24 protein-coding genes are annotated in these 22,757 nt (G+C 70.8%); 9 read left to right on the forward strand and 15 right to left on the reverse strand.

What is annotated here, in order from left to right:
* Positions 1-16: 16 nt before the first annotated feature.
* Positions 17-1,096 carry an NAD(P)-dependent alcohol dehydrogenase gene (locus ACFQZQ_RS12880; RefSeq protein ID WP_386813266.1) on the reverse strand — a complete coding sequence of 360 codons (1,080 nt, stop codon included), beginning with the start codon at positions 1,094-1,096 and terminating at the stop codon, positions 17-19.
* A 159-nt stretch (positions 1,097-1,255) separates the two neighbouring features.
* Here ACFQZQ_RS12880 and ACFQZQ_RS12885 point away from each other — a divergent pair, with 159 nt between their 5' ends.
* Both ACFQZQ_RS12885 and ACFQZQ_RS12890 read left to right on the forward strand, forming a co-directional pair.
* A complete protein-coding gene (locus tag ACFQZQ_RS12885) occupies positions 1,256-1,738 on the forward strand; it encodes a YajQ family cyclic di-GMP-binding protein (RefSeq protein ID WP_386813267.1) in 483 nt (160 codons plus the stop codon).
* Between the two features lie 37 nt (positions 1,739-1,775).
* The gene (locus tag ACFQZQ_RS12890; RefSeq protein WP_386813269.1) at positions 1,776-2,315 is read left to right on the forward strand and encodes a DUF1415 domain-containing protein; all 540 of its coding nucleotides are present in this window, start codon (positions 1,776-1,778) and stop codon (positions 2,313-2,315) included.
* On the opposite strand, the gene ACFQZQ_RS12895 is transcribed toward ACFQZQ_RS12890, so the two are convergent.
* Positions 2,312-3,013, reverse strand: coding sequence for a pseudouridine synthase (locus tag ACFQZQ_RS12895; protein WP_386813270.1), 702 nt, complete (start codon positions 3,011-3,013; stop codon positions 2,312-2,314). The two genes, ACFQZQ_RS12890 and ACFQZQ_RS12895, sit on opposite strands and share 4 nt — an antisense overlap.
* Positions 3,010-4,131, reverse strand: coding sequence for a class I SAM-dependent methyltransferase (locus ACFQZQ_RS12900; protein ID WP_386813271.1), 1,122 nt, complete (start codon positions 4,129-4,131; stop codon positions 3,010-3,012). The genes ACFQZQ_RS12895 and ACFQZQ_RS12900 overlap by 4 nt, the downstream gene beginning before the upstream one ends.
* Positions 4,132-4,274: 143 nt before the next feature.
* On the opposite strand from ACFQZQ_RS12900, the gene ACFQZQ_RS12905 reads away from it, so the two are divergent.
* Entirely contained in the window at positions 4,275-4,535 is a 261-nt protein-coding gene (locus tag ACFQZQ_RS12905) for a hypothetical protein (protein ID WP_386813272.1), read from the forward strand.
* A 16-nt stretch (positions 4,536-4,551) separates the two neighbouring features.
* Here ACFQZQ_RS12905 and ACFQZQ_RS12910 read toward each other — a convergent pair whose 3' ends face one another.
* The 5 genes from ACFQZQ_RS12910 to ACFQZQ_RS12930 all read right to left on the reverse strand — a co-directional run bounded on the left by ACFQZQ_RS12910 (position 4,552) and on the right by ACFQZQ_RS12930 (position 9,555).
* Positions 4,552-6,708 carry a TonB-dependent receptor family protein gene (locus ACFQZQ_RS12910; RefSeq protein WP_386813273.1) on the reverse strand — a complete coding sequence of 719 codons (2,157 nt, stop codon included), beginning with the start codon at positions 6,706-6,708 and terminating at the stop codon, positions 4,552-4,554.
* A 113-nt stretch (positions 6,709-6,821) separates the two neighbouring features.
* Complete coding sequence (locus tag ACFQZQ_RS12915; RefSeq protein WP_386813275.1) at positions 6,822-7,499, reverse strand: DsbA family oxidoreductase; 678 nt, start codon at positions 7,497-7,499, stop codon at positions 6,822-6,824.
* Positions 7,500-7,657: 158 nt separating this feature from the next.
* Positions 7,658-8,071 carry a hypothetical protein gene (locus ACFQZQ_RS12920; protein ID WP_386813277.1) on the reverse strand — a complete coding sequence of 138 codons (414 nt, stop codon included), beginning with the start codon at positions 8,069-8,071 and terminating at the stop codon, positions 7,658-7,660.
* Positions 8,072-8,234: 163 nt separating this feature from the next.
* On the reverse strand, positions 8,235-8,444 hold the full coding sequence (locus tag ACFQZQ_RS12925; protein ID WP_386813279.1) for a cold-shock protein: 210 nt from the start codon (positions 8,442-8,444) through the stop codon (positions 8,235-8,237).
* Positions 8,445-8,766: 322 nt separating this feature from the next.
* Entirely contained in the window at positions 8,767-9,555 is a 789-nt protein-coding gene (locus ACFQZQ_RS12930; RefSeq protein ID WP_386813280.1) for an NRDE family protein, read from the reverse strand.
* Between the two features lie 123 nt (positions 9,556-9,678).
* On the opposite strand from ACFQZQ_RS12930, the gene ACFQZQ_RS12935 reads away from it, so the two are divergent.
* Positions 9,679-9,963 (forward strand): DUF4031 domain-containing protein, encoded by a 285-nt coding sequence (locus tag ACFQZQ_RS12935; protein WP_386813282.1) that lies wholly within the window; start codon positions 9,679-9,681, stop codon positions 9,961-9,963.
* Positions 9,964-10,081: 118 nt separating this feature from the next.
* On the opposite strand, the gene ACFQZQ_RS12940 is transcribed toward ACFQZQ_RS12935, so the two are convergent.
* Positions 10,082-10,462: a YajD family HNH nuclease gene (locus tag ACFQZQ_RS12940; RefSeq protein WP_386813283.1), complete on the reverse strand. Its 381-nt coding sequence runs from the start codon at positions 10,460-10,462 to the stop codon at positions 10,082-10,084.
* Between the two features lie 176 nt (positions 10,463-10,638).
* Here ACFQZQ_RS12940 and ACFQZQ_RS12945 point away from each other — a divergent pair, with 176 nt between their 5' ends.
* Positions 10,639-12,351 carry a sialidase family protein gene (locus ACFQZQ_RS12945; RefSeq protein ID WP_386813284.1) on the forward strand — a complete coding sequence of 571 codons (1,713 nt, stop codon included), beginning with the start codon at positions 10,639-10,641 and terminating at the stop codon, positions 12,349-12,351.
* A 76-nt stretch (positions 12,352-12,427) separates the two neighbouring features.
* Here ACFQZQ_RS12945 and ACFQZQ_RS12950 read toward each other — a convergent pair whose 3' ends face one another.
* Positions 12,428-12,988 carry a DUF6630 family protein gene (locus ACFQZQ_RS12950; protein ID WP_386813285.1) on the reverse strand — a complete coding sequence of 187 codons (561 nt, stop codon included), beginning with the start codon at positions 12,986-12,988 and terminating at the stop codon, positions 12,428-12,430.
* Between the two features lie 115 nt (positions 12,989-13,103).
* A complete protein-coding gene (locus tag ACFQZQ_RS12955; RefSeq protein WP_386813286.1) occupies positions 13,104-14,978 on the reverse strand; it encodes an ABCB family ABC transporter ATP-binding protein/permease in 1,875 nt (624 codons plus the stop codon).
* Positions 14,979-15,082: 104 nt separating this feature from the next.
* On the opposite strand from ACFQZQ_RS12955, the gene msrB reads away from it, so the two are divergent.
* Positions 15,083-15,550 carry a peptide-methionine (R)-S-oxide reductase MsrB gene (msrB, locus tag ACFQZQ_RS12960; protein WP_386813288.1) on the forward strand — a complete coding sequence of 156 codons (468 nt, stop codon included), beginning with the start codon at positions 15,083-15,085 and terminating at the stop codon, positions 15,548-15,550.
* Positions 15,551-15,673: 123 nt separating this feature from the next.
* Positions 15,674-15,928: a DUF3297 family protein gene (locus tag ACFQZQ_RS12965; protein ID WP_386813290.1), complete on the forward strand. Its 255-nt coding sequence runs from the start codon at positions 15,674-15,676 to the stop codon at positions 15,926-15,928.
* Positions 15,929-16,477: 549 nt separating this feature from the next.
* On the opposite strand, the gene ACFQZQ_RS12970 is transcribed toward ACFQZQ_RS12965, so the two are convergent.
* From ACFQZQ_RS12970 to ACFQZQ_RS12980, 3 genes are all read right to left on the reverse strand, one after another.
* Complete coding sequence (locus ACFQZQ_RS12970) at positions 16,478-17,239, reverse strand: ABC transporter permease (protein ID WP_386813483.1); 762 nt, start codon at positions 17,237-17,239, stop codon at positions 16,478-16,480.
* A 154-nt stretch (positions 17,240-17,393) separates the two neighbouring features.
* Positions 17,394-18,320: an ABC transporter ATP-binding protein gene (locus ACFQZQ_RS12975; protein WP_386813291.1), complete on the reverse strand. Its 927-nt coding sequence runs from the start codon at positions 18,318-18,320 to the stop codon at positions 17,394-17,396.
* 89 nt (positions 18,321-18,409) lie between these two features.
* Positions 18,410-18,676 carry a DUF2798 domain-containing protein gene (locus ACFQZQ_RS12980; RefSeq protein ID WP_386813293.1) on the reverse strand — a complete coding sequence of 89 codons (267 nt, stop codon included), beginning with the start codon at positions 18,674-18,676 and terminating at the stop codon, positions 18,410-18,412.
* Between the two features lie 333 nt (positions 18,677-19,009).
* Here ACFQZQ_RS12980 and ACFQZQ_RS12985 point away from each other — a divergent pair, with 333 nt between their 5' ends.
* Positions 19,010-19,519, forward strand: coding sequence for a fasciclin domain-containing protein (locus tag ACFQZQ_RS12985; protein ID WP_386813484.1), 510 nt, complete (start codon positions 19,010-19,012; stop codon positions 19,517-19,519).
* Between the two features lie 210 nt (positions 19,520-19,729).
* On the opposite strand, the gene tsaA is transcribed toward ACFQZQ_RS12985, so the two are convergent.
* On the reverse strand, positions 19,730-20,263 hold the full coding sequence (gene tsaA, locus ACFQZQ_RS12990) for a tRNA (N6-threonylcarbamoyladenosine(37)-N6)-methyltransferase TrmO (RefSeq protein WP_386813294.1): 534 nt from the start codon (positions 20,261-20,263) through the stop codon (positions 19,730-19,732).
* Positions 20,264-20,480: 217 nt separating this feature from the next.
* On the opposite strand from tsaA, the gene ACFQZQ_RS12995 reads away from it, so the two are divergent.
* Positions 20,481-22,598: a catalase gene (locus tag ACFQZQ_RS12995; RefSeq protein ID WP_386813295.1), complete on the forward strand. Its 2,118-nt coding sequence runs from the start codon at positions 20,481-20,483 to the stop codon at positions 22,596-22,598.
* The last annotated feature ends 159 nt before the right edge of the window (positions 22,599-22,757 follow it).

Genomic DNA, 22,757 nt, shown 5'->3' on the forward strand with positions numbered 1-22,757 from the left:
GGGTGACTCCGTGGGTTCATGCGCCGGCGCCGTCGCGCAGGCTGGCGATGTCGATCACGAAGCGGTAGCGCACGTCGGCCTTGAGCATGCGTTCGTAGGCCTCGTTGATGCGGTCGATGGCGATCAACTCGATGTCCGCGGCGATGCCATGCTGCGCGCAGAAATCCAGCATCTCCTGGGTTTCGCGGATACCGCCGATCAGCGAACCGCCGAGCTTGCGCCGCTGCATGATCAACGCGCCCGCGGCCACCGGCGCCGGCTGCTCGGGGATGCCGAGCAGCACCATGGTGCCGTCGAACTTCAGCAGGCCCAGGTAGGCGTTGTAGTCGTGCGGCGCGGACACCGTGTCGAGGATCAGGTCGAAGCGCTTGGCGTGGGCCTTGAACGTGGCCGGGTCGCCGGTCGCGGCGAACTCGTGCGCGCCCAGCTCCAGCGCGGCCGCGCGCTTGGCTTCGGAGGTACTCAGCACCGTGACCTGCGCGCCCATCGCGCGCGCGATCTTGACCGCCATGTGCCCCAGCCCGCCGAGCCCGACCACCGCGACCGCGTCGCCGGCCTTGACCCCGAAATGCTTGAGCGGCGAGTAGGTGGTGATGCCCGCGCACAGCAGCGGCGCGGCCCGGTCCAACGGCAGCGCCTCGGGGATGCGCAGCACGTAGGCCTGGTCGACGGTGATCCGGGTCGCATAGCCGCCGTAAGTCGGCCGGGTGCGGTCGAAGCGGCCGTCGGCGCCGCGCTCGTGGCTGTTGTAGGTGCCGCTCATGCCGGATTCGCAGTACTGCTCCTCGCCGGCGCGGCATTGGGCGCAGCTGCGGCACGAATCGACGAAGCAGCCGACCCCGACCGCGTCGCCGAGTTGGAACCTGTCGACGCCGGCGCCGAGCTGGGCGACGCGGCCGACGATCTCGTGGCCCGGCACCATCGGGAAGATCGAGCCGCCCCACTCGTCGCGCGCCTGGTGGATGTCGGAGTGGCAGACGCCGCAGTAGAGGATCTCGATCAGCACCTCGTTCGCGCGCGGTTCGCGGCGCTCGATGGTGAACGGGGCCAGTGGGGCGGCGGCCGTGGCGGCGGCATAGGCAGGCGTGGTCAGCATGGCGGGCATCCGCGGGGGCAGCCGCCAGTCTAGCCACCTGCGCGCGGCCGCGGCGTCGCGCCCGCGCAACAACCATGCCGTTGCAGACCAGGCCACTGCAGCGCGCGGCGTGCTTACGCTACCCTTCCCGTCCCCACTTTGCGTTCCATGGAGCCTGCCATGCCCTCCTTCGACGTCGTCTCCGAAGTCGACAGCCACGAACTCACCAACGCGGTCGACCAGGCCAACCGCGAGCTCACCACCCGCTTCGATTTCAAGGGCGTGGAGGCCTCGTTCGAACTGGACGACAAGGCGATCAAGCAGGCGGCGCCCAGCGATTTCCAACTCAAGCAGATGCAGGACATCCTGCGCGCGCGCCTGATCGCGCGCGGCATCGACGTGCGCTGCCTGGAGTTCGGCGAGGTCGAGACCAACCTGGCCGGCGCGCGCCAGCAGGTCACCGTGCAGCAGGGCATCGAGCAGAAGCTGGCCAAGAAGATCGTCGCCGCGATCAAGGACGCCAAGCTCAAGGTCGAGACCCAGATCAACGGCGACAAGCTGCGCATCACCGGCAAGAAACGCGACGACCTGCAGGCGGTGATGGCGCTGCTCAAGGCCGGCGAGTTCGAACGGCCGCTGCAGTTCGACAATTTCCGCGATTGAGCGGCACAGGCGCGCGGGTCGTCGCGAACCCAACAGCATGATCGACGACGACCCCATCGCCGCCACCCGCCGCTGGCTGGAGCGGGCGGTGATCGGCCTCAACCTGTGCCCGTTCGCCAAGGCGGTGTACGTCAAGCAGCAGGTGCGCTTCGTGCTCAGCGACGCGACCAGCAGCGACGCGCTGCTCGAGGAGCTCGCGCGCGAACTCGACCTGCTGCAGCGCACCGACCCGGCGCTGATCGACACCACCCTACTGGTCCACCCGCGCGTGCTGGGCGACTTCCTCGACTACAACGACTTCCTCGACCTGGCCGATGCCGCGGTCGATGCGCTCGGCCTGAGCGGCGAGATCCAGGTCGCGAGCTTCCATCCCGACTACCAGTTCGCCGGCACGCACTACGACGACGTCGGCAACTGCAGCAACCGCTCGCCGTACCCGATGCTGCACCTGCTGCGCGAGGACAGCGTGGAACGCGCGGTCGCGACCTTTCCCGACCCGGACGTGATCGTCGAGCGCAACCTGGAAACGCTGGAGAAACTCGGTATCGACGGCTGGCGCCGCCTGCTGAAGCCCTAACGCCCGAACAGACGCTCCAGGTCGGCCGCGCCCAGCACGCGCCACTCGCCGGGCGGCAGGTCGTCAAGGGTCAGGCCGCCGATGCGGCTGCGGTGCAGCGCCTGCACGTGGTTGCCGACCGCAGCGAACATCCGCCGCACCTGGTGGTAGCGACCCTCGATCAGGGTCAGGCGCGCATGCCGCGGCGCCACCACTTCCATGCCCGCCGGCGCCAGCGGTTCCTTCTCCGATTCCAGCATCAGCGTGCCGCTGGCGAACACCGCGGCCTCGTCGCCACGCAGGTCGCTGGCCAGCGTCGCCTCGTACACCTTCGGCAGCTGCGCCTTCGGCGACACGATCCGGTGCAGCAGGCCGCCGTCGTCGGTCATCAGCAACGCGCCGCTGGTGTCGCGGTCGAGGCGGCCGACGGTCGACAGCAGCGGCGAGCGCAGCCGGTAGCGCGGCGGCAGCAGGTCGTAAACGACTCGCCCCTTGTCCTTGGTCGAGCAGGTGTAGCCGACCGGCTTGTGCAGCAGCAGCACCAGCCCGGCGGGCGGGTCGAGCGGCTCGTCGTCGATGCGGATGCGCGCGTGCTCGACCTGGTCGTCGGCGTACAGGACCTCGCCGTCGGCATCGGTGATGCGGCCTTCGCGGAACATCGCCGCGACTTCCTTGCGGCTGCCGTAACCGAGGTTGCCGATCAGCTTGACCAGCTTCATCGGTGCTGGCTCCGCGCCGCGACCCGGTCGAACGGCTTGGGCGCGCGCTCGGGCCTGGTCGGCAGCGCCTTGATCGCCTCGACGATCTTGAAGCCGTCCTGCTGGGCGACGATGCGGACCGCGCCGAAGCTGTCGTTTAGCACCGATTCGTACGGCAGGTGGCGGTTGGCGACCATCCACAGCCGGCCGCCGGGCTTCAGGGCCTGCGCGGCGACGGCGATAAAACGCCGGCCGATGTCGGGACGGTCGGCACGGCTCTGGGTGTGGAACGGCGGGTTGCTCACGATCACGTCGTAGCTGTCGGGCAGGCCGCCGGTGACGTCATGCCAGTGATAGCCCAGCTGCGCGCGCCCCTCGGACGCGGCGAGGTTCTGGCGCGCGAGCTGCAACGCGCGGCCTTCGGCTTCGTACAGGTCGAGCGCGTGGATGCCGGGGCAGCGCGCGAGCAGTTCGGCCGACAGGTAGCCGAAACCGGCACCCAGGTCGGCGGCGCGCCCGGCCAGGTCGGCCGGCAGGTGCGCGGCCAGCAACGCCGAGGCCGGATCGATCCGGTCCCAGGCGAACACGCCCGGACGGCTGACGAAGCGGCCGTCGCCGATCGGGCGCACCGCGTCGAGCGCGGCCCATTGGGCGGCCAGCGCCGGATCGGCCGGGCCGTCCAGCGGCGCGGTCCAGAACGCGCGGCACTTGTGCTTGGTCAGGTTGGCGACCGGGCCGGTGAGCGCGCGCAGGTCGGCCTCGGCCGACTTGGCGCCTTCGTTGTTGGCCACGCAGGCCAGTACCCGCCCGCCGGGCGCGGTGGATGCGATCGCGCGGGCGAACAGGGCGCGCGATTCGTCGCGCTGGCGTGGCGGCAGCACCAGTACCAGCGGATAGCGCGCGCTATCGCCGTCGCTGGGCGCATCGACGCCGCGCACCTCGAAACCTGAACGCTGCAGCGCGTCGGCATCGGGCTTGAAGCTCTGTTCACAGACCAGGCCGACGCGGCCGGGCTGCCGCAGCGGCGCGCCATCGCGGGCGCGCAGGAACAGCACCCCGGCCTCGGGCCAGACGAGGCGGCCGTCCGCGAACGGCAGGAACAGCGTTTCGAGCGCAGCGTCGGAGCTGTCAGCGGACATGTCGGCCTGGGGTACGGGGGAATCGGGCGATTTTACGCGTCGTGGCGGGTCGGCGGGCCTGGGCCTCGTCGCTACCCCCCTTTCATGCCCCGGCAACGTTGCGTTGGGCACCATCGAACCAGACCACAACGGGAGACACCCTGATGCGAGCCCTCTTCGTCGGCGGTCTGGTCGACAACAGCGAACTCGACCTCGACGCCGCCCAGCCGCCCATGCACTACCCCGAAAACGGCGGCGGCGGTCGCCCGCGCTACCGCCTGCACCACGTCGGACGGCACGACGGTGCGGTGGCCTATGCCGTGTACGGCGCGCCCGACCTGGCCGACGCCGAGATCGACCGCGTGGCGAGCGAACGCGACTACGCGCGGCGCTTCGGGGCGACACCCGCGGCCGCGGCGGACTGAGCGCCGTGGCGAAAGGCTAGTCGCGCCAGCGCAGCTCCACGCCGGCAACGACGTGGCGACCCGGTGCGGACTCGTAATAGCGGCGGTTGCTCTCGTTGACGATCACCGAGCCGGCATAGCGCCGATCGAAAAGATTGCCGACGCCGAGGAACACGCGGCCTTCGTTGCGCGCCGCGCGGAAGCCGTAGCCGCCGCTGGCGCCGAACACCGTGTAGGCGTTGGCGCGTTCGTCGCCGAAATTGTTGACCGTGACCGCGCCGACGGACTGGCCGTCGACGCGCGCGTGCCAACCGACCTCGCCGCGCCAGCGCAACGCCGCGTATGCGCTGGCGCGCGGCACACCGGGAATGCGCGCGCCGGCCGGCACCGGCGTGTTGGCCACCGCGCATGGCGTCCTGCTGCAGGCCAGGAACCCGTCGCGGTAGCGCGCGTCGACGTAGGTCAGCGCGAGCGAGGCGTGCCACTGCGGCGACAACGGCACGCTCGCCGACCACTCCGCGCCGACCCGGCGCGCGCGCCCGGCGTTCTGGAACGTGCTGCGGCCGCCGGCGCTGGTGGCGACGGTGAGTTCGTCGCGGGTGTCGGCGCGGAACAGCGCCAGCTCGGAGCGCAGGCCGTCGGCGCGATCGAGCTTGAGGCCCAGTTCGCCACTGCGCGTGCGCGCCGGGCGCAGGCCGAAGTTGAGCCCGCTGCCGCCGTCGCTGCGGTAGCCCAGCTCGTTGAAGGTCGGCGTCTCGAAGCCGTGGCCGTAGGCCGCGTAGGCGTGCATTGCCGGGCGCACGCGCACGCTCGCGCCGAACACCGGCGAGGTCGCGGTATGGCGCACGCGGCCGCTGTCGTCGGGATTGGCGGCGGTGATGTAGGCATCGCGCGAGCGGAACGCGACCGCGCTGCGCCGCACCCCGGCCATCAACGACCAGGCGTCGGCCGGCCGCCAGGTCGCCTGCGCGTACTGGTCGAACGCGGTGACCCGGTCGTTCTGTTGCAGGCGCAACGCGCCGCGCACGCCGAGCATGTCGCCGACGAAGTTCTCGTAGCCGCGCCGCTGCTGCCGTTGCGCGTCGAAGTTGAGGCCGACCACCCATTCCACAGGTCGCTCCAGCAGCGATGCCTGCCGCGACCAGCGCGCGTCGATACCCGCGTACGGCGCGCGCAGGTCGATCACGCCGCCACCGCTGAGCGGATTGCGCTGGGTCGCCAGCGGGATTGACAGGAACTGGGTGACGTGGCGACGACCGCCGTAGGCCAGCACCCGCAGCTGGCCGCCGTCGCGCAACGGGTGTTCGAGCACCGCGCCCAGCTGCTGCTGCGCCACGCTCTTGCGGGTGTTGAACGCCTGCGCACCGGCGCCGGCCTGGCGCGGATCGGCGACGAATTGCGCGCGCGTCAGTCCCTGCGGGTCGCGCGTGTCCGGCGCGTCCAGCGCGTTGACCAGCAACGTCAGGCCGCTGGCCTCGCCGAACGCGACGTTCGCCTTGCCGTTGAGCGACGTCCGCCGCGCGCGGCTGTGCTCGCGATAACCGTCCGTCACGAAATGGCTCAGGCCCAGGTTGTAGTCGAACCGATCGTGCGCGCCCTGGGCATCGACGCTGGCACGGCGCTGGCCGAAGCTGCCGCCGACCAACGCGAGGCCGAGCGAGCCGGGCGCCTGCCCGTCCGCGGTGAACAGCTGCAGCACGCCACCGGAGGCGTTGCCGTACAAGGCCGAGAACGGGCCGCGCAGCACCTCGATGCGGTCCGCGGTCGCGAGGTTGAAGTGCGACACCTGGCCCTGGCCGTCGGGCATCGTCGCCGGGATGCCATCGACGAATAGACGCACGCCGCGGATGCCGAAACTCGAGCGGGTGCCGAAGCCGCGGATCGACAGCTGCTCGTCCTGGGCGAAGTTCTGGCGGTTGCGCGCGAGCAGCCCGGGCACCGTCGCCAGCTTCTCCGACAGCGATGCACCAAGCGAGTCGGCGCGCAAGTCCGCGCCCTCGACCACGCTGACCGACGCCGGCACCGCGGCGCCGGCCTGCGCGGTGCGGGTGGCGATCACCTGCACGCGCTCAAGGGTGGTCGGCGCTTGCTGGGCGGCGGCAGGCGCGGGGACCAGCGCCGCCGCCAGCCAGCCGACGCCGACACGCAAGCCGGAAGCCACGGTGGGTTGGCGCGGCGCGCCCGTCGCGGTCATTCCCTTCACGAATCGGCAAGTCCCGGTGGCGAGGACGGCCAGCGTACGTCCATCGCCGCGCGGCGTGTTGTGGCGTGGATGGCCCCGCGCGGCCGGCGCCGCGGCTGGTCGGGCTAATCCGACGCGTCGCGGTCGAGCCCCGCGACCTGCCGCAGCGCCTGCTCGAACAGCTCCACCGGCTGCCCGCCCTGGATCAGGTGCTGGTCGTTGAGGATCACCGATGGCACCGCGGTGATGCCGCGCCCCTGGTAAAGCCGCTCCTGCGCGCGCACCTCGTCGGCGTACTCGTTTGATGCCAGCAGCTGCCGCGCCCGCGCTTCGTCGAGCCCGGCCTGGCCGGCGACGCGCGCGAGTACCTCGTGCGCGGACACGTCCTGGCCGTCGGTGAAGTAGGCGCGCAGCAGTGCGTGCTTTAGCGCGCGGGCCTGCTCCGGCCCTTCGATGCCGGCCCAATGCAGCAGGCGGTGCGCATCGAAGGTGTTGTAGACGCGCCCGCGCCGGTTGAAATCGAAACCCACCGCCGCGCCGCGCTGGCGCAGGACCTCGCGGTTCTGGGCCAGCTGCCCCGGGGTGGAGCCGTACTTCTCGGTGAGGTGCTCGTCGGCGTCCTGGCCCTCGGGCGGCATCTGCGGATTCAGCTCGAACGGCTGGAAATGCAGTTCCACCGCCAGGGCGTCGCCGACCCGTTCCAGCGCGCGCTCCAGCGCGTTGAGGCCGACCGCGCACCAGGGGCACGACACGTCGGACACGAAATCGATCCTGATCGGCACGGGCCGGGCGGTCACGCTCATTGCACACCTCGCGGGACGGGGAGCGCCAGCGGTTGGCCCTCGCACAGTCGACATGCGGTCGTGCGCGGCGTCGATCAACCCGCGCCGCGACGCGGTCGGTGCAACAGCGTGTCCCGGCCGTCAGGAGGCCGCGTGGACACGTCGGCGGCCGCCGACCTTCAGGGTTTGCGCAGGCGCCTGACGTTGGCCATCGCGCGTTTGCGCAAGGGGCTGATGGCCGCGGCCATCGCGCCGTAGAACGCGTCTTGGGAAATCTCGCCCAGCCGCAGCGCCAGGGCCGCCGGTGCCCCCGCGCCCGTCGCCGGGAACGGCCCTACCCAGAACGCGCCGACGGTGGCGGCGAACATTTTCTGGTTGGCCAGCGCGATCTCGGCCGCCACGCCCAGCCACGACTCCTGCGCGGCCGCGCCCTTCTCCATCACCATCCGCGCCATCTCGCGTTGGTCGCGGCGGCAGGTGGGGCCGCTCATCGCCGCCATCCGCGAGGTCCGGATCGCGACCACCTCGGGTGCGGCGATCATCAGGTCGGTCAACTGCCGGCCGGTGCTGGCGGCGGTGCGTTTGCGGGTCATGGCCGTTCCGTCGATCGGGGGACGGCGTCGTTGTAACGCGCCCAAGCGACAGGCAGGTGTCCGCGTCGATCGGATGAAAATCGCGCGCAAAAAAAAGCCCGGCCGAAGCCGGGCTTTTCCGTCTTTCAGTCGCTGCCTAGCGGCAGCGCCTCAGTGACTTGGCTTACAGCGCTTCGACAGCGTCAGCCTGCAGGCCCTTCTGGCCCTGGGTGACGGTGAACGAGACCTTCTGGCCTTCCTGCAGGCTCTTGAAGCCCTGGGACTGGATGGCACGGAAGTGAACGAACACGTCCTCGCCATTCTCGCGGCTGATGAAGCCGAAGCCCTTGGCATCGTTGAACCACTTGACGGTACCGGTTTCACGGTTCGACATAACTTGCTCCTTGGAACATAGATTGAAATTGCCGCTTGCGCGACGTTGTGCTGGTTGCAAGGAGAAAGCGAGGTGCAACGATGTAGCGGATCTGGGATCTACGGCATCGGGCCACGATTCACGGTGACCCTGGCAAACAGCCAGCGCACCGTAGCTCCCCCGGCGCAGGAATGCAAATCATGGGGGCCGCCCACCCGGGGTCCGTTCATCCAGCCCGGCGGCCCGGGCGCCGCCACCGGGCCGCGACCGGCGCATTCAGGCCTGTGCGCGAACTACACGCCGGCAGGACGCGCCTGAACAGGCGGCGATCCTCCGTGCCCGGTCAGGCGCGGGTGCGCGGCACGGTCGCCGGGCTTTCCCCGAGGGACTGTGCGTCCGGGCCGAAGCGCCGCTCGACGAAAGTGATCGCGTCCGCCGCCACCAGCACCACGGTGCTGCAGCGGGTGCCGTAGCGCGGGCCGCGCACGAACGGCGGCGACAGCGCGCGCTCCAGGGCCAGCCCGACGCCGGTGTCGGGCAGCGCCGCATCCGGGGCCGGGGTGGTGTCGGCCAAGGCCGCGAACAGCGGGGCGAGGGCGTCCGGACTAGCCACCGCCCCCAGGTCGGACTCGAGCCATGCCCGCAACGCCCGGGTCGCGTGGCCGCTCTTCGGCCAGGGCGCGTCGAACGCGCCGTTGGACATCGCATGCACGCCCGGCGCCACCGCGTGGCCGACGAACCCCGGATGGTTGCTCCCGAACATCAGGGTGGCGCCATCCCACAGCAGCAGGTTGAAGCGGCCGTACTCGGCCGCGCTCGGGGCCAGCGCGTCGAGGAAGCCGGCGCCGCCGATCGCGCCGGTGGCGAAGTCGCGCACCAGCGCCCCGCGCGAACGCGGCGCGGTCTCGCCGGCCGGGCCGGCGCGCACGTTGGTGACCGCGGCCAGGCGCCCGCGCGCGGACACCAGCAGCCAGCTGCCGCCTTGTTCGAGGTCACGCCCGCCATGGACCTCGGGGTGCAGCGGATCGGCGCCGGCTGGCGCGGCCGGCCGGTCGTGGAACTCGTCGCGGTTGGCGATCAGCGCCAGCTCGTAACGGGGATGGGTACGCCAGGCCAGCGCGATCAGGCACATGCGGCCATGCTAGCGCCGATCCGCTGCCGCCCAGCCCGCCCCCTGGCGCGGCGACGCAGCGGGTAACCTGCCGCTCATGAGTCCCCGGCCGTTGTCCACCCACCGCCGCCCGGCCGCGCCGCCGTGAGCGTCTACGTCGACGACGCGGTGACCCTGTGGCGCGGCGAACGCTGGGCGCACCTGATGGCCGACTCGCTCGCCGAGCTGCACGCGTTCGCGCAGCAACTTGGCCTGCCGCGGCGGGCGTTCCAGGACAAGACCAGCGGCGCGCACTACGACGTCACCGCGGCGTTGCGCGAGCGCGCGCTGGCACTGGGGGCACTCGGGATTTCGCGGCACCGCGACCGCGAGCGGCTGCGCGCGGTGATCCGCACGGCCAAGGCGCAGGGGCGCGGCGAACACGCCTGACGGGCTGGTCGGATCGGAGGCCTGATCGGGGCTGGCCTGGCCGGGCGTCTGTCTGATCCGACGCCGGCCGGGCATGCCGACCGTCCTACGGCGTAGCCTGGCAATCGAACCTGCGCACCTAGTCGTCGCGCTTGAGCAACGCCTTGAGGTTGGCGAACGGGTTGCCGGTCGCCGCGGCCTGCTTGTCTTCGGCGGCGGAAGCGCTGACGCCGGTGTGGTCGACGTAGCGCGAGTGCTCGTTGTCGTGGCAGTACACGCACAGCAGCTCCCAGTTGCTGCCGTCGGCCGGGTTGTAGTCGTGGTCGTGGTTGCGGTGGTGGACCGTCAACTCCTGCAGGTTGGCGCGGGTGAACTCGCGCGCGCAGCGGCCGCAGATCCACGGGTACATCTTCAGGGCGCGCTCGCGGTAACCCTTGTCGCGCTGTTCGGCGTTGCGGCGCGCGTCGGCGACGATGCGGTCGAGCTTGTCGTTGCCCTGCGGCGATTTTGCGGTCGACATCGAAAGTTCCGTCGGTGGCGGCATGGCGCGGTAGCGCGACGCGGAACCTATCGTAGAACGCGCGCGGCCGCGGCGAAACGCCGGTCCGCGACGGGGCGCGCCACGCCAACCTCGGACTGCCTGCGACGGCCCGGTTTGGACTACGCTCGGCGCATCGGCAGCGCGGAGCGAGTGCGATGAACACGATGACGGCGTGGGTGCGGATGGCGGCGCTGGGCGGCGCCCTGGTCCTGGCCGGTTGCGGCGGCGGAGGCGGTGGCAGCCGCACCCCGGCACCGCCACCGCCGCCGACCCAACCGCCGCCGCCACCGCCGCCCCCGGCCACCGACACCGCGTACCGGGCCTCGGGGCCCACCCCATTTGCGGTCAACTGCGACGGCGTGGCGGTGGTCGGCACGGTGTTCGTCGATGCCGAGGTCGAGCCCTACCTCGCGGTCAACCCGCTGGACTCGGCCAACCTGGTCGGGGTGTGGCAGCAGGACCGCTGGTCGAACGGCTCGGCGCGCGGCCTGGTCAGCGCGGCCTCGTTCGACGGCGGCCAGACCTGGACGCGGGCGCCGCTGCCGTTCTCGCGCTGCGGTGGCGGCACCTTCGGCAACGGCGGCGACTACACCCGCGCGACCGACCCGTGGGTCACGTTCGCGCCCGACGGCACCGCGCACGCGATGTCGCTGTCGACCACCGGCGGATCGTTCACCGCCGGCTCCGCCAACGCGATGCTGGTCAGCCGCTCGACCGACCGCGGCCGCAGCTGGAGCCTGCCGATCACCCTGATCCGCGACGGCGAGGGCTTCTTCAACGACAAGAACGCGATCACCGCCGACCCGACCAACGCCAACCTGGTCTACGCGGTGTGGAACCGGCTGGTCGCCGGCGATGGCGGCGGCCCGACCTACTTCGCGCGAACCAGCAACGGCGGCTTCGGCTGGGAACCGGCGCGGGCGATCTACGATCCGGGCCCGGCCAGCCAGACGATCGGCAACCTGATCGTGGTCCTGCCCAGTGGCGTGCTGGTCAACCTGTTCACCCAGCTCGATCGCGCCGCCAACGGCAGCACCAGCGCCCATCTGGCGGTGATTCGCTCGCCCGACAAGGGCCTGACCTGGTCGACGCCGACCCGGATCGCCGACCTGCTCGCGGTCGGCGCGCGCGACCCGCAGACCGGCACCGCGGTGCGCGACGGCGCGGCGCTGGCGCAGATCGCGGTCGCCGGCAACGGCCAGCTGTTCGTGGTCTGGCAGGACGCGCGCTTCAACAACGGCGCCGTGGATGCGATCGCGATCTCGCGCTCGACCGACGGCGGCGCGAGCTGGTCGACCCCGACCCGCGTCAACCCGGCGACCGGCGTGGCCGCGTTCACGCCCAGCGTGCACGTGCGCGCCGACGGCGTGGTCGGCGTGAGCTACTACGACTTCCGCAGCAACACCGCCGATGCCGCGACCCTGCCGACCGACTACTGGCTGGCGCGCTCCGGCGACGGCGGCGTGACCTGGAGCGAGACGCGCGTGTCGCCGGCGTTCGACTTGGCCACCGCGCCCAACGCCGGCGGCCTGTTCCTGGGCGACTACCAGGCGCTCAAGAGCCGCGGCAACGTGTTCGTACCGTTCTTCGTGCGCACCAGCAGCGGCGACTTCAACAACCGCACCGACGTGTTCGCCGCGCCGGCGGTGTCGGTCGCCGGTGCGATGGCGCTGGGCGCGCCGAGCACGGCCGCCAGCCGGGCGCAGGCGCGCGATGCGGCGGCACCGGCGACGTTCCGCGCCGACGCGCGCCTGCAGCGGCTGGTCAGCGCGCAGCTGGTATCCAGCATGCAGCGACGCGTGCCGGGCTGGGGGCGGACGACGATGCGCCCGCTGCGCGCGCAGGACGTGGCGCCGAAGCGCCCCTAGCCCAGCGGGCGCGCAAACCTCCGCGAACGCAGGGCCGTGGCCACGCGCGATCGGCGCCTGGGCGCGGCGAGCGCGTTCAAAACGCGTCGCTGCCGGCGCGCAGCTCGATGTGGAGCGCCGCGGCCACCACCTGCATCGCCTCGTCGTCGACGCTGCGCGCGATCCAGCCGGCGTGGACGCCGGCGCCCGCATTCCAGGTCCACAGCGTGTAGTCGTACTCGCGCAGGCGGTCGTACGCGGTCGCCATCAGTGTCGGCACGTCGGTGGCGGCGAGGAACTCGTCGTCGGTCGGGTCTTCCACGCCCCAGTCGAGGCGCAGGTTCCAGCGCGCGGCCAGTTCGTTGACCGCATCGATCAGCGCCTGGGTGTCGTGCGCCTCGACATGGAAGCCCGAGGTCCAGTCGATCGCGTCCTTGAGCAGCCACACCGGCTCGGCGTCGCCATCGCCGCCCTCGGCCAGCGCGTCGCGGTAGGCCGCGAACTGGCGCAGCGCGGTTTCCTCGTCGCCGGGGTTGATCAGCAGCAGCAGCTGCCAGACCAGCGCCTCGACGCTGTCGTCCTCGTCCACGTCGATGCCGCCCTCGAAGCGGTTGGCGAAGTTGTCGTCCGGATCGAAGTCGACGTCGGGGGCGTTCATGGCGCAGGTTCACCGTTGGCGGTTGAAAGACGATGGTGGCGCATCGGATGTCGATTGTGGGTGCGATTGGGCGGCGCGCGCGGGTTGAGGGGAAAGCTCGCGACGGAAGTCGCTCCTACGATTCAGCGGCCGCTTCGATGGCGACCGCTTCGCGCTGCTCCTGCTGCTGCAGCTGCCACATCTGCGCGTAGTGGCCACTCAGCGCCAACAGGCGCGCGTGCGTGCCGCGTTCGACGATCCGGCCGCTGTCCATGACCAGGATCTCGTCGGCATCCATCACCGTCGACAGCCGGTGCGCGATCACCAGCGTGGTGCGGCCAATCGCGATGCGGTCGAGCTCGGCCTGGATCGAGCGTTCCGAGCGGGAATCCAGCGCCGAGGTCGCCTCGTCGAAGATCAGTATCGCCGGGTTCTTCAGCAAGGCGCGCGCGATCGCCACGCGCTGCTTCTCGCCGCCGCTGAGCTTGAGCCCGCGCTCGCCGACCTGCGACTCGTAGCCGTCGGGCAGCGACACGATCAGGTCGTGGATGTGCGCCGCGCGCGCGGCCTGCTCGACCTCGGCACCGCTCGCGCCCGGGCGGCCGTAGAGGATGTTGTAGTAGATGCTGTCGTTGAACAGCACCGTGTCCTGCGGCACGATCGCGATCGCGCTGCGCACCGACGCCTGCGCGTAGTCGCGGACGTCACGGGTGTCGCCCGCCGCATCGGTGATCGCGATCCGGCCGTCGTCGACGTCGTAGAAGCGGTACAGCAGCCGCGCCAGGGTCGACTTGCCCGAGCCCGAATGGCCGACCACGGCGACCGTGCCGCCCGGCGCGATGGTGAAGCTGACATCGCGCAGGATCTGCCGGCGCGCGTCGTAGGAAAAGTCCACGTGCTCGAATGCGACCCGCGGCGTGCTCGCCTGCAAGGCCACCGCGCCGGCGCGGTCCTGCACGTCCTGGCGCTCGTCGAGCAGGCCGAACAGCCGTTCCAGGTTGGTGAACGCCTGCTTCACCTCGCGGTACATCATGCCGAGCATGTTCAGCGGCGCCGACAACTGCAGCAGGTAGGCGTTGACCAGCACCAGGTCGCCGATCGTCATGCTGCCGGCGACCACGCCGGCGGCCGCGCGCCACATCATCGCGGTGACCCCCAGCGAGACGATCGCGACCTGCCCCAGGTTGAGCACCGCCAGGGTCTTGCGGCTCATGACCTGGGCGTTCTCGAGGCGGACGAGGTTCTCGTCGTAGCGGCGCGCCTCGTGCTCCTCGTTGCCGAAGTACTTGACGGTCTCGTAATTGAGCAGCGAGTCCACCGCGCGCTCGTTGGCGTGGGTATCGGCCTCGACCGCGGCGCGGTAGAAGCGCGTGCGCCATTCGGTCACCGAGAACGTGAACACGATGTACGCCACCAGCGTCGCCAGGGTGATCGCCGCGAAGCCCCAGTCGTAGAGGTAGACCAGCACGCCGGTCACCAGCACCACCTCGATCAGGGTGGGCAGGATGGTGTACAGGGTCCAGTCGAGCAGGTCGGAAATCGCGCTGCCTCCGCGTTCGACGTCGCGGGCCACGCCGCCGGTGCGGCGCGCGAGGTGGAAGCGCAGGCTCAGCGCGTGCAGGTGGCGGAACACCTGCAGCGTCACCTTGCGCGACACCCGTGCCATCACCCGCGCGAACACCACCTGGCGCAACTCGGTGAACAGCGTCACCGACAGCCGCGAGGCGCCGTAGGCGAGCAGCAGCGCGACCGGCAACACCAGTAGGGTCGGCGCGACGTCGAGGCCGTCCACCAGGCGCTTGAGCACCAGCGGCACGGTCAGGTTGGCCAGCTTGCCGGCGACCACCAGCCCCAGCGCCAGCGCGATGCGGCCCACGAACGGGCGCAGGAACGGCAGCAGGTCGCGCAGCACCTGCGCCTCGCTGCGCGCCGACGCGGGGCGGGCGACCGGAGCGGTGCCGTCGAGAGGGGCGGCGGCGGCCGGCGTGGCGGGAGGCGGGGCTGGGGTCATCGCTTCGATCTGGTGCCGCCGGGGCACGGTTCCAAGCGGCCAGCCCCTTCACCGGGCCTGAAGCCGCGGGCTGCTGAAGTGCGGCAACGCTGCAAGGAGCCGCCATGACCGCCTTCGACCTGACCCCGCCGACCGATTCCCAGCGCGCCGCGCTCAGCGCCGGGCTCAGCGCCGCCGAGCGCCGGGTGCTGCTCGAGCACGGCACCGAAGCCGCGTTCTGCGGGGTGTTCCTCGACAACAAGCTCGACGGCATCTACACCTGCCGGCTGTGCGGGCTGCCGCTGTTCCGCTCCGACACCAAGTTCGACTCCGGCACCGGCTGGCCGAGCTTCTTCGCGCCCTACGACCCGGGCCACGTGCGCGTGATCACCGACACCAGCTACGGCATGACCCGCGACGAGATCGTCTGCGCGCGTTGCGGCAGCCACCTCGGGCACGTGTTTCCCGACGGTCCGCCGCCGACCTTCGAGCGCCATTGCCTCAACTCGGTGTCGCTGGGGTTCACCGCCAAGGGAGATGCGCTCCCCAACCCGCTGCACCGCGGCGGCGCCGAGGCCGGCGTCGGCAACTGATCGCGGCCATCGATCCGGCCGCGATCCCGGCGCGGCCGGTCCGCGGGTCGCAGGCGGACGCGGCCAGCCCGTATCCTGTCGCCCGCACGTGGCCCGTCGCGCCACTCCAGTGAACTTGCCCCGATGACCGACACCCTGCCCGACCGCCTGTCCCTGAACCCCCGCAGCCCGTTCCACGACGCCGCCCTGCTCGAGCGCGGGGTCGGCATCGTCTTCAACGGCCAGGAACGCACCAACGTCGAGGAGTACTGCATCAGCGAAGGCTGGATCCGCTGCGCGGTCGGCAAGGCGCTCGACCGCCACGGCAACCCGATGACGATGAAGGTCAACGGCAAGGTCGAGCCGTATTTCCTCGATACCAAGGCCGGCGACAACTAGCCACGCCGGCCGCCGCGTCAGGCCATGGGGGCCGGCGGCAGTGGATCTATTGCTGGCGGCGCCACCGGCAGCGGCTGCCCGGGCGCCGGGATTTCCGGTTGCGGTTCGGCCGGGGCCGGCTGCGGCAGCTCGGGAACTTCCGGCGGCGCGGGTGCCGGCCCGGGCTCCGGCGGCGGGGTGATTTCCGGGCGTGGCGGCGGCGGCGCGGGCTGCTCCGGGCGCGCCGGTGGCGGCGCGGGCGGGAGCTCGGGCTTGGGTCCGGGCGTGGGATTGGTTGCGGGGTCGGGCACCGCCGGATCGGGCGCGGTCGGATCGGGGCTGGGGTTCTCGTGCATCGGTCGGTCTCGCGGTGGCGGCACCCGCACACGCTAGTCGCCGGCCGATCTGCGGCGCGTGACCGCGCGCGCCGGCGACGCGTCAACCCGCCGTTCTCAGCTGTTGCGACCACCGCCACCGACACTGGCCGCCTCCTCGTCAGGGAGACGCGGTGGCGGCGGGTCGGCCTGGGCTCCGGCCCGCCGCCGCGGCTTTGGGCCATGCCCGGGGGCTTCAGGCCTTGAGCTTGTAGCCGGTCTTGAAGATCCACCACACCGCGAGCAGGCACAGCGCCAGGAACCCGAGGATCGCCGCCGCGCTGACCGCCACGTTGACGTCGGCGATGCCGTAGAAGCTCCAGCGGAAGCCGCTGATCAGGTACACCACCGGGTTGAACAGGGTGAGCTTCTGCCACGCCGGCGGCAGCATGCTGATCGAGTAGAACGCACCGCCCAGGAACGTCAGCGGCGTCACGATCATCAGCGGGATCACCTGCAGTTTCTGGAAGTCGTCGGCCCACAGCCCGATGATGAAACCGAACAGGCTGAAGGTGACCGCGGTCAGCACCAGGAACGCGAGCATCCACAGCGGGTGCGCGATCTCGTACGGCACGAACAGCCGCGCCGTGGCCAGGATCAGCACCCCCAGCATCACCGACTTGGTCGCCGCCGCGCCGACGTAGCCGATCACGACCTCGACGTAGGACACCGGCGCCGACAGCAGCTCGTAGATCGTGCCGGCCCACTTGGGCATGTAGATGCCGAACGAAGCGTTGGAGATGCTCTCGTTGAGCAGCGCCAGCATGATCAGCCCGGGGATGATGAAGGCGCCGTAGCTCACGCCCTCGATGTCGCCCATGCGCGCGCCGATCGCCGCGCCGAACACCACGAAGTACAGCGAGGTCGACAGCACCGGCGAGGCGATCGACTGGGTCAGGGTGCGGAAGGTACGCGCCATCTCGAAGCGGTAGATCGCGGCGATCGCGTGGACGTTCATGGACATGCCGCCTCCTGGCAAAAGCAAATCTCCCCCGACCCCTCTTTTGCAAAGAGGGGAGACAAGCCGGTGTGCTTGTTGCTCCGAGTCAAACGGGGCGCTTGCCTTCCCCCTTTGAAAAAGGGGGACTGAGGGGGATTTGCGTATCGCGACATCATGCAGAACCCCGCACCAGGCTGACGAAAATCTCCTCCAGCGAGCTCTCGCTCGAGTGCAGGTCCTTGAACTCGATGCCGTGCTCGCCCAGCCGCCGCAGCAGCGTGGCGATGCCGCCGCGGTCGGCCTGCGCGTCGAAGGTGTAGACCAGCGCGTGGCCGTCGTCGGCCAGCTCCAGCGGCAGGTCCGCCAGCGCCTCGGGCACGCGCGGCAGCGGCTCGGGCAGCTGCAGCGTGAGCTGCTTCTTGCCGAGCTTGCGCATCAGCACGTGCTTGTCCTCGACCAGCACCAGCTCGCCGTGGTTGATCACGCCGATGCGGTCGGCCATCTCCTGCGCTTCCTCGATGTAGTGCGTGGTCAGGATGATGGTCACGCCATTGGCGCGCAGCTCGCGCACCATCTGCCACATGTCGCGGCGCAGCTCGACGTCGACGCCGGCGGTGGGCTCGTCCAGGAACAGGATCCGCGGCTCGTGCGACAGCGCCTTGGCGATCAGCACGCGGCGCTTCATGCCGCCCGACAGCGCCATGATCTTGCTGTCCTTCTTGTCCCACAGCGACAGGTCGCGCAGAACCTTTTCCAGGTGGGCATCGTTGCGGGGCTTGCCGAACAGGCCGCGGCTGAAGCGCACGGTCGCCCACACCGTCTCGAACGCGTCGGTCGACAGTTCCTGCGGCACCAGCCCGATCTTGCTGCGCGCAGCGCGGTAGTCGCGGACGATGTCGTGGCCGTCGGCGGTGACCGAGCCGCTGCTGGCGTTGACGATCCCGCAGATGATGCTGATCAGGGTGGTCTTGCCGGCGCCGTTGGGGCCGAGCAGGGCGAGGATCTCGCCGCGGCGGATCTCCAGGTCGACATGCTTGAGCGCCTCGAAGCCGGAGGCGTAGGTCTTGCTGACGTCCTTGACCGAAATGATCGACTCCACGCGCGCCGCCTCTGTCTCCACCGGGGTAGCCCGGATCGTAGCCGACGGCGGTCGGCGCCCGGGTGCGGCGGTCGCGGGCGCGGCGCGGCTCATTCCCGCTCGCCGATGTCGCGGGTGGGCAGCGTTGGCACCGGCTCGCGCACCAGCCGCGCCAGCAAGGCGCGCAGGCCCGGCAACACCACCCATGCGGTCGGCAGGGCCACGGCGAACGCGAGCGCCCACGCCCGCAGCCACGCGCCGGGCAAGCCGGGCGCCAGGCCGAGGGTGAGCACGCTCATCGCCAGGCTGATGACGCCGGACATCAGCAGGGCAGCCAACGGGATGAACGCGAATTGCGCTTGGCGCGGGGTGAGCATCGGCAGGTCTCGGGCGGGGGAACGGCATAGCCTAGGCGCCAGCTGCGATGGCGATAAGCCGGCAAAGCGGGGAAGCATCGTCCCGCGCACGGGGCAATGCGCGTCGGCCTGCATCCGAATCCACGCTGCGCGCGTAGCTACGGCCGAACCCGCGCCTTACCGCGCCCATCCCAGGAGTCCGCCATGAAAGAGTCCCCCATGAACCTCGCCCCGCTCGCCCTCGCCCTGGTCGCCGTGCTGGCCCTGTCGGCCTGTGCCGGCAAGGACGCCGATGCCGATGCCGACACCGCAGCCGCCGCGGCCGCGACCACCGAGCCGGCCGCGGCCGTCGACATGCCCACGCCGGCCCCGGCGACGCCCGAGAACCCGATGGTCGGCGGCGCGCCGATGTACGCCGACAAGGACATCATCGACAACGCCGTCAATTCCAAGGACCACACCACCCTGGTCGCCGCGGTCAAGGCCGCCGGGCTGGTCGACACGCTCAAGGGCGCCGGCCCGTTCACCGTGTTCGCGCCGGTCAACGCCGCGTTCGACGCGCTGCCGGCCGGCACCGTCGACGGCCTGCTCAAGCCCGAGAAGAAGGCCGACCTGACCAAGGTGCTGACCTACCACGTGGTGCCCGGCAAGCTCGACGCTGCCGCGCTGATGGCGCAGGTCCAGGCCGGTGGCGGCAGCGCCACGCTGACCACCGTGCAGGGCGGCAGCCTGATCGCGAAGGCCGCGGGGGCCAACGGGATCAGCCTGACCGACGCCAAGGGCAACACCGCGATGGTCACCACCGCCGACGTGATGCAGAGCAACGGCGTGATCCACGTGGTCGACAAGGTGCTGATGCCGTAAGCCTTCTCGTCGGGGCTTGCGACATCACAAGGGACGGCCTCGGCCGTCCCTTTCTTTTGGCTGCGTGGCTACGGCTTCGGCCGTCCCTTTCTTTTGGCTGCGTGGCGACGGCCTCGGCCGTTCCTTTTTTTGCGCGGCTACGGCCTCGACCGCCCCCTTCATTTCTGGGTGCACGGCAGCGCCTTCACCCGGCCGATTGCTTGACCCGACCTAAGTGCGCGGCGACCGCGGCCGGCGCGGCCCGGGCGCCGACTGCCGGCCCTGCGCGGCGTCGATGCCATCGATCCAGCCGGCGCACGCGTGCGGGAACGCATCGGCATACGGCACGTAAGGCTTGATGTCGAGGATCGGCGTGCCATCGAGCAGGTCGATGCCGCGCACCTGCAACGCGCGCGCCTCGACCGCGACCAGTTCCACCGCCGACAGGCCGATCGCGTTGGGCCGGTGCGGCGAGCGCGTGGCCAGCACGCTGCGCTTGCCGCCGCCGCGCGGCGGCCGGACCTCGGCCTTCCAGCCCTGGCTGCGATGGAACACGAACACCAGCCACAGCCGCTCGAAGCCGGCCAGGTCGCGGAACGCGGCGTCGGGAATGCCGTCGACGAACGCGATCGTGGCCGGCGCCAGGTCGCCGGTCTCGGTGCCGGCGACCACCGTCGACTGGTGCGGTGCATCGATGCGCCGCGCGTACGGCGAGCGCACGTAGGCGATCGGCACGAAGGAGAAACCGGGCGGATCGTCGGGCATGGGGTTTCGTCGGATGGGTTGGGCAAAGCGAAACCGATCGTCTCGGGCGACGAGCGAACGGCGATGCAAGGACGCGCAGTGTCGCAACCCGTGCGCGCTGGCGCACCCGTTCATGCCTGCATGCCGCAGGTATTGCACAGGGCGTTAACCCCGCCTGCGCGACGGTGCTCCTTCCGCGCCGCACCCGCCGCGCCCCACCACCCAGCAGGAGCCCCGCATGGCCGCCAAGAAGACGCCCGCCAAATCCCCCCCGGCCGCCCGCAAGCCGGCCCCCGACCAGGCGGAGCGCGGCCATGGCGACGAACTGCACCAGCACGCCGGCGGCACCCACCCGCCGCTGACCACCAACCAGGGCGTGCCGCTGGCGGACAACCAGAACTCGCTGAAGGCCGGGCCGCGCGGCCCGACCCTGCTCGAAGACTTCATCCTGCGCGAGAAGATCACCCACTTCGACCACGAGCGCATCCCCGAGCGCATCGTCCACGCGCGCGGCACCGGCGTGCACGGCTATTTCGAACTGACCAAATCGCTGGCCAAGTACACCAGCGCCGCGCTGTTCAACGAGGTCGGCCAGCGCACCCCGGTGTTCGCGCGCTTCTCCACCGTCGCCGGCGGCGCCGGTTCGGTCGACACACCGCGCGACGTGCGCGGCTTCGCGGTCAAGTTCTACACCCAGCAGGGCAACTTCGACCTGGTCGGCAACAACGTGCCGGTGTTCTTCATCCAGGACGCGATGAAGTTCCCCGACCTGGTGCACTCGGTGAAGATGGAACCCGACCGCGGCTACCCGCAGGCCGCCGCCGCGCACGACACGTTCTGGGATTTCATCTCGCTCACCCCCGAATCGATGCACACGATCTTCTGGGCGATGAGCGACCGCGCGATCCCGCGCTCGCTGCGCATGATCGAAGGCTTCGGCGTGCACTCGTTCCGCCTGCTCGATGCCAAGGGCAAGTCGACGTTCGTCAAGTTCCACTGGCGTCCGCAGCTGGGGCTGCAGTCCACGGTGTGGGATGAAGCGGTGAAACTGCAGGGCTGCGACAACGACTTCCACCGCCGCGACATGTTCGAGGCGGTGCAGTCGGGCAACTTCCCGGCCTGGGACCTGGCCGTGCAGCTGTTCACCGAGGAACAGGCCGACGCGTTCCCGTTCGACCACCTCGACCCGACCAAGCTGGTGCCCGAAGAGTTGGTGCCGCTGACCGTGGTCGGGCGCATGGTCCTCGACCGCATGCCCGACAACTTCTTCGCCGAGACCGAACAGGTCGCGTTCTGCCCGGCCAACATCGTGCCCGGCATCGACTTCAGCAACGACCCGCTGCTGCAGGGCCGGCTGTTCTCCTACCTCGACACCCAGCTGATCCGTCTGGGCGGCCCGAACTTCCACCAGATCCCGATCAACGCGCCCAAGTGCCCGTTCGCGAACCAGCAGCGCGACGGCCACATGCAGATGCAGGTGCCGAAGGGCCGCGTCGCCTACGAGCCCAGCTCGCTCGATCCGACCTCCGCGCGCGCGACACCGGCCGGCTTCCGCAGCTTTGCGGAGCACCTCGCAAACCAGGCCGACGACGGCGTCAAGGGCCGCATCCGCCCCGAGACCTTCGCCGACCACTACAGCCAGCCGCGGCTGTTCTACCGCAGCCAGACCAAGTTCGAGCAGGCCCACATCGCCGCGGCATTCGTGTTCGAGTTGTCCAAGGTCGAGACGGCGCACGTGCGCGAGTTGATCGTCGGCCACCTGCGCCACATCGATACCGACCTCGCGCAGCGTGTAGCCAACGGCCTGGGCATGGATGCGCTGCCACCGGCACCGCCGGCCAAGGTTCCGGCCATCGACATGCCACCATCGCCGGCCTTGCAGATCATCGGCAAGATGAAGCCGACGTTGCAGGGGCGCGCGGTCGGCATCTTGGTCGACGACGGCTCCAACGCCGCCACGATCAAGGCGCTGCGCAAGGCGGCGGAAGATGCCGGCGCCACGGTCAAGATCGTCGCCCCGAAGCTCGGCGGCGCGATGTTGTCCGACCGCAAGAAGCTGCCCGCCGACGGCCAGCTGGCCGGCACGCCGTCGCTGGTGTTCGATGCGGTCGCGGTGGTGTTGTCCGACGAGGCCGGCAAGCGCCTGGCGAAGGAAGCGGCGGCGGTGGACTTCGTGCGCGACGCGTTCGGCCACCTCAAGGCGATCGCCGCCGATGCCGGCGCGCAGGCGTTGCTCAAGGCCGGCGGTATCGGCAAGGACCCGGGCGTGGTCGACGCCGGCGATGGCAAGGCGTTCGTCAAGGCCGCCCAGACCCGGCAGTGGGAGCGCGAGCCGAAGCTGCGCACGCTGCCCTGAGGCCGAAGCCGCGGCCGCGCAAACGGCGACCGCCGTCAAGCTTCGAACAAGCCGCGCGACGCGCGCGCACGTTCGGCGCCGCCGGCGACGTAGGATCGGCGCGCTTGGCATTCGTCATCCACCACCGGGCCCGCGGCCCGGCCACTGCAAGGGGGCACC

It is taken from the genome of Lysobacter koreensis, from assembly GCF_042677045.1.
Taxonomy (GTDB): domain Bacteria; phylum Pseudomonadota; class Gammaproteobacteria; order Xanthomonadales; family Xanthomonadaceae; genus Lysobacter_K; species Lysobacter_K koreensis.